7 protein-coding genes are annotated in these 9,125 nt (G+C 69.5%); 4 read left to right on the top strand and 3 right to left on the bottom strand.

Annotated elements, in window-relative coordinates; translation table 11 throughout:
- Window positions 1–51 precede the first annotated feature (51 nt).
- Window positions 52–1,074, bottom strand: coding sequence for a uroporphyrinogen decarboxylase (hemE, locus tag PKH97_RS10150; RefSeq protein ID WP_324387291.1), 1,023 nt, complete (start codon window positions 1,072–1,074; stop codon window positions 52–54).
- 402 nt (window positions 1,075–1,476) lie between these two features.
- Window positions 1,477–2,304, bottom strand: coding sequence for a DMT family transporter (locus PKH97_RS10145; protein WP_324387290.1), 828 nt, complete (start codon window positions 2,302–2,304; stop codon window positions 1,477–1,479).
- 110 nt (window positions 2,305–2,414) lie between these two features.
- Here PKH97_RS10145 and PKH97_RS10140 point away from each other — a divergent pair, with 110 nt between their 5' ends.
- The 4 genes from PKH97_RS10140 (at window position 2,415) to PKH97_RS10125 (ending at window position 7,625) form a co-directional block, all read left to right on the top strand.
- The gene (locus PKH97_RS10140; protein WP_324387289.1) at window positions 2,415–2,996 is read left to right on the top strand and encodes a DUF3000 domain-containing protein; all 582 of its coding nucleotides are present in this window, start codon (window positions 2,415–2,417) and stop codon (window positions 2,994–2,996) included.
- 7 nt (window positions 2,997–3,003) lie between these two features.
- A complete protein-coding gene (locus tag PKH97_RS10135) occupies window positions 3,004–4,209 on the top strand; it encodes a ribonuclease D (protein ID WP_324387288.1) in 1,206 nt (401 codons plus the stop codon).
- A gap of 113 nt (window positions 4,210–4,322) precedes the next feature.
- Entirely contained in the window at window positions 4,323–5,534 is a 1,212-nt protein-coding gene (locus tag PKH97_RS10130; RefSeq protein WP_324387287.1) for a thiolase family protein, read from the top strand.
- 3 nt (window positions 5,535–5,537) lie between these two features.
- A complete protein-coding gene (locus PKH97_RS10125; RefSeq protein ID WP_324387286.1) occupies window positions 5,538–7,625 on the top strand; it encodes a 3-hydroxyacyl-CoA dehydrogenase NAD-binding domain-containing protein in 2,088 nt (695 codons plus the stop codon).
- A 53-nt stretch (window positions 7,626–7,678) separates the two neighbouring features.
- On the opposite strand, the gene PKH97_RS10120 is transcribed toward PKH97_RS10125, so the two are convergent.
- Window positions 7,679–8,806, bottom strand: a complete 1,128-nt coding sequence (locus PKH97_RS10120; RefSeq protein WP_324387285.1) for a glycosyltransferase family 4 protein — start codon at window positions 8,804–8,806, stop codon at window positions 7,679–7,681.
- Window positions 8,807–9,125: the final 319 nt, after the last annotated feature.

The following is a 9,125-nucleotide window of genomic DNA, read 5'->3' as shown; positions in this document are numbered from 1 at the left end:
CACGCACCCACTCCGGCGCCGCGCCCAGGCGCGGAGCGCTGATCGCCGGCGTCAGCGCATACCGGCCTCGTGGACCAGCGCGACCAGTCGCGTCAGCACATCGGGGTCGGTCTCGGGCAGGACGCCGTGGCCCAGATTGAAGATGTGCCCTGGCGCGGACGCACCTTCGGCGAGGATGCGACGCGTCTCGCGCTCGAGTGCCTCCCACGGCGCGAAGAGCAGCGCCGGGTCGAGGTTGCCTTGCACGGCATACGACCTGCCGAGGCGAGCGATGGCGTCGGGCAGGGCGACGCGATAGTCGACGCCGACCACGTCGGCACCGGCCGCTGCCATCGACGGCAGCAGCTCACCGGTCCCGACGCCGAAGTGGATCCGGGGCACGCCGAGCTCGCCCACGCTCGCCAACACGGCGGCCGAGTGTGGCTGGACGAACTTCTCATAGTCCGCTCGCGACAGCGCGCCGGCCCACGAGTCGAAGAGCTGCACGACCGAGGCGCCCGCCTCGACCTGCACCCTTAAGAACGCTGCCGAGATCTGAGCAAGCCTGGCGCACAACGCATTCCACAGATCCGGATCGCCATGCATGAGCGCCTTGGTGCGCAGGTGATTGCGACTTGGGCCGCCCTCGACCAGGTAGCTCGCCAGCGTGAAGGGCGCGCCCGCAAACCCGATCAGCGGCGTTGCACCCAGCTCCGCGACGAGCAAAAGCACGGAATCCCGGATGTCAGGAATCGCGTCGGCGGTCAGTTCGGGCAGGCGTGCCAGGTCGCCCCAGGTGCGAATCGGATCGGCGACTACCGGCCCGACACCCGGCACGATGTCGATACCGAGGCCGACGGCCGCGACCGGAACGACGATGTCGGAGAAGAAAATTGCCGCATCCACCCCATGTCGACGCACGGGTTGCAGGGTGATCTCGGCGACCAGGTCGGGACGCCGACAACTCTCCAGCATCGGGATGCCGGCCCGGACGGTGCGGTATTCCGGAAGTGACCGTCCGGCCTGACGCATGAACCACACCGGCGTGTGCGGCACGCTCTCGCGATGCGCCGCGCGCACCAGCGGCGACTGCATCAGGGCAGGCGAGGACGGGCCGGTCGCAAGGGTCATGATGCGATCGTATGGCGGCCCGCTCGCCGGGCCGCACGACCCTCCGGCGGGCGCGCGCTTCGTGACCGATCCGTCACGTCATCGACGTGGCCGGCCGTGCCGCGCCCTGGACAGGCGCGCGACGTCGCGCGTCGATGGCGGCCTGCCGTGCGGCCAACGCCGCCCGAGCCGTATGGATGCCCTCACCCGTCAAGCGGTAATAGCGGCGTCGGGGTCGGCCGGCGGCGCTCGCATCGACGTCTTCCCAGTCGCTGGTCAGCCACCCGACGCCCTCCAGCCGCGCAAGGATCGTGAATTGACCCGTCGGCCGTGTCGAACCGGCCTCTCGACGGGGTCGAACCGGCCTCTCGACGGGGTCGCACCCCGTCAGGCGCCGGCGATGAGCGCCACGCCGGCCATCGTCAACGCGACCCCCGCAAGTTGGACCCGGCGCAAGCGCTCGTGGAGCACGGCATACGCCAAGACCGCGGTGACCACGGGATAGAGCGAGCCGAGCACGGCCGCGATGCTGACATACCCGCGCGTCGCGGCCAGGCCGAAGAGCGCGTTCGCCACCAGGTCGGCGAGGCCGACGAAGACGAGCACCGGCAGGTCGGCGCGCGTCATGCCGCCAGCGCGCCGCAGCACCAGGGCGGCCAGCCCGAAGAGCGAGACCGACGTCAACCGCATCAGCCACAGGGTGTCGACGACGGAGTCAGCACTGCCGGCGTGGATCGAAAACAACCCCACGCCGAAGCCCGCTCCGGCCGCCGACGCGAGCACCACCGGCCGCCGGGACACGGCGCCCTCGAGCTCCGGCCCGGACGCGAGCAGCACACCGGAGATCGCGACCATGATGCCCACCCAGGCGAGCAGCGCCGGCTGCTCCCCCGAGGCAACTCCGAGAATCACCGGCACGACCACCCCGAGCGATGCGATCGGTGCCACGACTCCCATGGTTCCGGTGCTCAGTGCCGCATAGAAGCAGACCAGCGCTCCCGACCCGGAAACTCCGGCGAGGACCGCCCACAGTGGCCAGCTGCCGGATGCGAAATGGGGAGTGCGCAGGCATACAGCAATCGTCATCGCGAGCAGGCCGATGGCCTGAGACCACCCGACCACGGCCGCAGCCGGGCGGGTCTTGGCCTTGACACCCGCGACGAAATCCGAGGTCCCCCAGACCAGGGAGGACGCGAGCGCGAGCAGGGTGAACACCGTGGCACCCTAGCGAGCCGCACCCGCAGCCTGTCCCGGCACCCATGGACACGACTCCCCGGATTTGGCGGTTCCGCGGGAAACTCGCGCGCAGCGCCTACGCTCCCCATGTGGCCACCCGCACCAAGACACCGTCCGCGCAGGACTCATTTGCGCAGGCGCTCGAGTCCTTGCGCCGCGTCGCCACGCGCCCCGAGATCCGCTTGACCGAGGTCCCCGCGCCCGCGCGCATCGCCCCGTATGCCGTTGCCCTCACTGGCGAAGTCATCCCTGGCGGCGATGAGGATGACCTCGCTTCGGGCCGCTTCGTGCTGCTGCACGACCCGTCCTGTCCCGAGCCGTGGGGCGGCGCCTGGCGGGCGGTGACCTTCGCCCGTGCCGAGCTCGAGCCGGAAATGGGCGCGGACCCCTTGCTCGGCGAGGTCGGCTGGTCCTGGCTGACCGAACAACTCGCTGGCTACGGACTGGGATTCGTCGCCGAGGCCGGGACCGTGACCCGGGTGATTTCGGAGAGTTTCGGGGCGATGGGCGATCGCGATCCGAGTGTCGAGATCGAAATCCGGGCCTCGTGGACGCCGCTGGGCGACGACCACGGCGACCACCTCCTCGCCTGGTGCGATGTGCTGTGCACCATCGCCGGACTGCCCCCGCTGCCCGAAGGCGTGGTGGCGCTCCCGGGTCGACGGCGGTAGGCGGCCGATGACCGACATCGTGCCTGCGGGCGTCCCGCTGGACACGCCCGCCGACGGGCTGCCGGATCTGATCGACTCCGAGCGCAGCCTCGCGGCCGCGGCCGCCGATCTCGCCGGCGGCGTCGGGCCGGTTGCCATGGACGCGGAGCGCGCGTCGGGCTACCGCTTCGGCCAGAAGGCCTACCTGGTCCAACTGCGCCGGGAGGGCGCCGGGACCCTGCTCGTCGATCCGGTCGCCGTGCCGGATCTGAGCCCGCTCGACGACGCGATCGGTGGGGCCGAGTGGATCCTGCACGCCGCCACCCAGGACCTCGCCTGCCTCGCCGAGGTCGGGCTGCGTCCGCGACAACTCTTCGACACCGAACTCGCGGCGCGGCTGCTGGGCCTGCCGCGCGTCGGCCTGGCTGCGGTGGTCGAGCACTACCTCGGCCTGGTCCTGGCCAAGGAACACTCGGCGGCGGACTGGTCACAACGTCCCTTGCCGACGGCCTGGCTGCGCTATGCCGCGCTGGATGTCGAGGTGCTCGGTGAGATCCGCAATCTGATGGGCGTCGACCTGGCCCGCAGCGGCAAGGCCGAGTGGGCCCGGCAGGAGTTCGCGGCTCTTTTGGACTGGACGCCGACGGTGCGCGTCGATCCCTGGCGGCGCACCTCCGGGCTGCACAAGGTGCGCGGCGGCCGGGGCGTGGCCTATGTCCGCGAGCTCTGGTACGAACGTGAACGCCTCGCTTCGGCCCGCGACATCGCGCCCGGGCGGCTGATCCCCGACGCCGTCCTGGTGCTCATCGCCCAGCACGCCCTCACCAGCCCCGGCACGCTGCCCACCGGCAATCGGGCGATCGGGCGCTACCAGCGCGACTGGCTGGCCGCGATCGCCCGGGCCAAGGCCCTGCCCGACTCACAGTTGCCGCCGACCAATCTGCCCCACGAGGGCCCGCCGCCGGCGCGCGCCTGGGCCGACAAGGATCCCCTCGCCGCGGCCCGCCTGGCTCGGACCCGCGACCTGCTCACAGCATTCGCCGAGGAGCGGACCATTCCCGTCGAGAACGTCTGCTCCCCCGAACCCCTGCGGCGGGTGGTCTGGTCGCCTCCGGCGGACGCACCGGAGACCGAGGCCTTCAGCGCGGCGCTCGCGGCGTATGGCGTGCGGCCCTGGCAGCGCGAGATCGTGGCGCCCATGCTGCATACGGCCTTCACCGCCGAGCAGGCGTGAGGCGACTCACCTCCTAGGTGACGAGGAGCTAAGCGACCGCTTAGTTATGCTCGGACGCGATGGCGCCCCTGATCGGCGCCGCACTCACATTCACACCGTGCAAGGAGGCAGGTATGCCGCGCAGTCTGCGTGAGGTCGTCTTCGTCGACGGCGTCCGGACGCCCTTCGGCAAATCCGGACCCAAGGGGATCTATGCCGAGACCCGGGCCGACGATCTGGTCATCAAGTGCATCCGCGAGTTGCTACGGCGCCACCCCGAGCTGCCACCGGAGAAGGTCGAGGAGGTCGCGATCGCGGCCACCACACAGATCGGCGATCAGGGCCTGACGCTCGGCCGGACCGCGGCCCTGCTATCCGGCCTGCCGAAGACGGTGCCGGGCTACAGCATCGACCGGATGTGCGCCGGCGCGATGACCGCGGTCGCGTCAACGGCCGGTCAGATCGCCTTCGGCGCCATCGACATCGCCATCGCCGGTGGCGTGGAGCACATGGGCCGCCACCCCATGGGCGAGGGCGTCGACCCCAACCCGCGGATCGTCGCCGAGAAGCTCGTCGACCCGTCGGCGCTGGTGATGGGCAAGACCGCCGAGAACCTGCACGACCGCTACCCGCAGCTGACCAAGGAACGGTCGGACGCCTTCGCGGTCGCCTCGCAGGACAAGCTCGCCGCGGCCTACCAGGCCGGCAAGATCCAGCCGGACCTCGTGCCGGTCGCGACCCGCAGCGCCGAGAAGGGCTACGGCCTCGCCATGACCGACGAGCCGCCGCGCCCCGGCACCACCGTGGACGACCTTGGTGCGCTCAAGACGCCCTTCCGGGCGCACGGTCGGGTGACCGCCGGCAATGCGGCCGGCATCAACGACGGGGCGACCGCCTGCCTGCTCGCCGCGGAGGACACCGCCAAGGAGCTGGGGCTGCCCGTCCGGATGCGCCTGGTCGAGTTCGCCTTCGTCGGCGTCGAGCCTGAGGTCATGGGCATCGGCCCGGTCCCGGCGACCGAGAAGGCCCTCGCCAAGGCCGGCCTGACCATCGAGGACATCGGGCTCTTCGAGCTCAACGAGGCCTTCGCCGTGCAGGTCCTCGCCTTCCTCGACCACTTCGGCATCGCCGACGACGACCCGCGTGTCAACCCGTATGGCGGCGCGATCGCGACAGGACACCCTCTCGCCTCGAGCGGGGTGCGGCTGATGACGCAGCTCGCCAACCACTTCGAGGCCCACCCCGAGGTGCGCTACGGCCTGACCGCGATGTGCATCGGCCTCGGCATGGGCGGTGCCGTCATCTGGGAGAACCCCAACCACGCCGACTACGGGAAAGAGGCTTAAGCCATGACCGAGACGCTTGCCGCCAAGGCAGCCACGCAGTTCCCCGACGAGGTCGTGACCAAGGCGCTGGTGCGGGATCTCACCTTGCCCGCACGCGCCGGCACGATGGCGCTGATTACCCTCGACAACGGCTTCGACCACACCAAGCCCAACACCTTCGGCCCGGCGACGATCGCGGGGCTGACCGAGATCGTCGCGGGCCTGCGGGCGCGGGCCGAGGCCGGCGAGATCCAGGCTGTCGGTATCACTGGCAAACCCTTCATCTTCGCCGTGGGCGCCGACCTGACCGCGGTCCCGGCCGCACGCGAACGTGAGCAGGCCGTGGAGATCGCCCGCGCCGGTCATACGGTCTTCGCGGCGATCATGGACCTGCCGGTCCCGACCTTCGCCTTCGTCAACGGTGCCGCTATGGGCGGCGGCGTCGAGATCGCGCTGGCGTGCGACTACCGGACCATCTCGGCCGGTGTGCCGGCCGTCGCGCTGCCCGAGGCCTTCCTCGGGCTCGTGCCCGGCTGGGGCGGCTGCTACCTGCTGCCCAATCTCGTCGGCGTCCAGAAGGCGCTGACGGTGATCATCGAGAACCCGATGAACACCAACAAGATGCTCAGCGGGCCGGCGGCCTTCAAGCTCGGCATGGCCGATGCGATGTTCGCGCCCGCCGACTTCCTCGAGGAGTCCGTGACCTGGGCGGCCGGCGTGCTCTCGGGATCGGTCGAGGTGAACCGGCCCGAGGTCGACCGAGACGAGACCACCTGGAACACCGCGGTGGACCTGGCCAAGGCGCTCGTCGACGTCAAGACCGGCGGCAAGTCGCCGGCGCCCTATCGCGCCTTGGAGCTGGTCCGCGCCGCGCGCACCGCCGGGCGCGCCGACGCCTTCGCCGCCGAGGACGAGGCGCTCGGCGACCTGGTCATGGGCGGTGAGTTGCGCGCCGGGCTCTATTCGTTCGACCTCGTCCAGCGGCGGGCCAAGCGGCCGGCAGGCGCCCCCGACCGGGCGCTGGCACGGCCGGTGACCAAGGTGGGCATCGTCGGCGCCGGCCTGATGGCCAGCCAGTTGGCCCTGCTGTTCGCGCAGCGCCTCGAAGTGCCGGTCGTGATGACCGACCTGGACCAGGAGCGGGTCGACAAGGGCATCGCCTATGTCCACGGACAGCTCGCAGATCGGCTCGCCAAGGGCCGCATGACCCAGGACGCCGTCAACAAGCTCACCGGCCTGATCACCGGGGCGACGAGCAAGGACGGCTTCGCCGACGCCGATTTCGTCATCGAGGCGGTCTTTGAGGAGATCTCGGTCAAGAAGCAGGTGTTCGCCGAAGTCGAGGCCGTGGTCTCGGCCGAGTGCATCCTGGCGACCAACACCTCCTCGCTCTCGATCACCGAGATGGCGGCCGACCTGGAGCACCCCGAGCGGGTTGTCGGATTCCACTTCTTCAACCCCGTCGCGGTGATGCCGCTGCTGGAGATCATTCCGGGCGACAAGACCGACGATGCCGCTCTCGCAACGGCTTTCGCCGTCGGGAAGGCACTGAAGAAGACGACGATCCGGGTCAAGGACTCGGCCAGCTTCATCGTCAACCGGCTGCTCGGCCGTTTCATGGGCGAATACTCCAAGATCGTCGACGAAGGCACGCCGGTGGCGATCGCGGACCAGGCGGTCGCGGGGTTGGCACCCATGCCGCCATACGTGCTCTTGAGCCTGGTGGGTCCGGCGATCGCGCTGCACAACGTCGAGACCCTGCACCGCGCCTTCGGCGACCGGTTCTATGTCTCGCCCTCGATGCAGGCGATCGTCGCGGCCAAGAAGCCGGGCTTCGACCCGTCGCTGCAGGTCGTGCCGGAGCACCCGGTCGAGTTGACCGTGCCGCAGGTGCGTGTGCGGGTGCTCTCGGCCATCGCCGAGGAAGTCGGGATGATGCTCGCCGACGGCGTCGCCCAAGCACCCATGGACATCGACCTGGCGATGATCACCGGCGCCGGATTCCAGTTCTGGAACGGCGGCATCTGCCCGCTGCTCGACCGCGAGGGCATCAGCGAGAAGGTGCTCGGCCGGCGGCTCCTGCCCCCGGGCGCGGCCTCCGTCCCGGCCTAGGCTTCTGCCCTATATCGGGGGCGCGTCGGCACGAGATGCCGACGCGCCCTCGGTCACAGCACGCTGTCGTACACAGTACGGAGGCGCTCTCCGCAACGCTCCGGAGAGCGGTCCGCGCGTACGCGGTTGGCTGCCGCGGCGAACAGCGCCCACTCCCGCGGTTGGACCACTTCGCGAATGGCCTCCGCCAACGAGTTCGAGTCGCCCGGCGTCACAACCAAGCCAGTCCCATCTTGGCGAACCGTCTCTCCCAGCGCGCCGACATCGCTCACCACAACAGGACGCGACTGGGCATACGCATCGTGTAGGACCCCGCTTTGCGACTCGAATGCGGTGTAGGGCAGGACGACGAGCGAGGCATCGGCGAAGAGTTGGTGTTTGCGCTCCAAGTCGGCGAAGCCGATCTCAACGTGAATCCGCGGGTCGGCCTCGGCCGCCTCGCGGGCCATCGCCTCCAGGTGCGGGCTACCCCTGCCGGCAATCGTCACGCGCAACTCCTCACCCGCCATCAGCGTCACTGCATCGAGTAAGACCTCAAGGCCCTTGTTGGGCCGCAGGGCACCGAAGAGCAACACCATCGGCGGGTGATCGCGCGGAGGCGCCGGAGTCGGGGGTGCCTCAAAGACCTGATGGGGCACCACGTGGATCTTGCCGGACGGCACAGCCAAAGCTTCGACCAGGCGGTCACGGAGCGCCTCGTGATGGACGACGAGCGCGTCGGCCCGGCGATAGAGAGCCCTGGCCAAGAGTTGCTCCCCGCGGCCTAACCGCGCCTGATGGGGTAGGACGTCGTGCACGCTTATCACCAGGGGGTGCGTAAGGGGTGCCAGAAAGTCGGTGAACCGGTTGAAGTAATGAATGTGCAATAGGTCGAAGTCGCTGCTTCGCGCAAGCCGCTGGCGCGCTACTGCCCGCTGCAAATAGGTGCCCGAGCGCGAGAGTAGCCAAGCGGAGCGGCTGACATTTCGCCGGACATCGGGCAGGTCGCGCACGACGGTGACCGGACCGTGCCTGCCAGCCCGGGGAGCGGCCTCGCGGTCAATCGACTGGAGCACGATCTGTTCCCCTGGCCTGGCGGTCATGATCGCCCAGGGGAGTTCCTCTTCCCTGATAAAGGGCCAAAACCAGTGGAATCGCGGGGGCATCGCCCGGGCTCCGCGGACGTGCTCGGAGAGGGCCATGCATCGAGCCTACGACACCCGCGCCGGCGGCCTCACCGGACTGGGTCTGGTGCTTCGATTCAGTACTTCCCCCCGAATCGTGAAGGCCCGCACCTTAGAGGCCAACACACGTTTCCGATCCGGCAGCGTCAACTCCATCCACGAAGAGTGACGCCCGCGGGCATTTCCACGATGAGTCAACGACCCCGGACACGAGAGCATTCAGCGTTAGTAGTCTCGAATACTTGCCCTATCTCATATGTGAGGTACCATAGTGGCTTGTGACTGACGACTATTTGGCCCGCATCGGCAACCTCATCCGGGACGCTCGGCGTCACAA

The organism is Nostocoides sp. (genome assembly GCF_035343835.1).
Classification (GTDB): Bacteria; Actinomycetota; Actinomycetes; order Actinomycetales; family Dermatophilaceae; genus Nostocoides_A; species Nostocoides_A vanveenii.
Note: the sequence above shows the minus strand (reverse complement) of the source record. Positions and strands in the feature narration are given on the sequence as shown.

Excerpts from the sequence above, each read along its gene's own strand:
- hemE (WP_324387291.1), bottom strand. The coding sequence starts at position 1,074 with ATGCAGTCGCCGCTGGTGCGCGCGGCGCATCGCGAGAGCGTGCCGCAC.
- PKH97_RS10135 (WP_324387288.1), top strand. The coding sequence starts at position 3,004 with ATGACCGACATCGTGCCTGCGGGCGTCCCGCTGGACACGCCCGCCGAC.
- PKH97_RS10130 (WP_324387287.1), top strand. The coding sequence starts at position 4,323 with ATGCCGCGCAGTCTGCGTGAGGTCGTCTTCGTCGACGGCGTCCGGACG.
- PKH97_RS10125 (WP_324387286.1), top strand. The coding sequence starts at position 5,538 with ATGACCGAGACGCTTGCCGCCAAGGCAGCCACGCAGTTCCCCGACGAG.
- PKH97_RS10120 (WP_324387285.1), bottom strand. The coding sequence starts at position 8,806 with ATGGCCCTCTCCGAGCACGTCCGCGGAGCCCGGGCGATGCCCCCGCGA.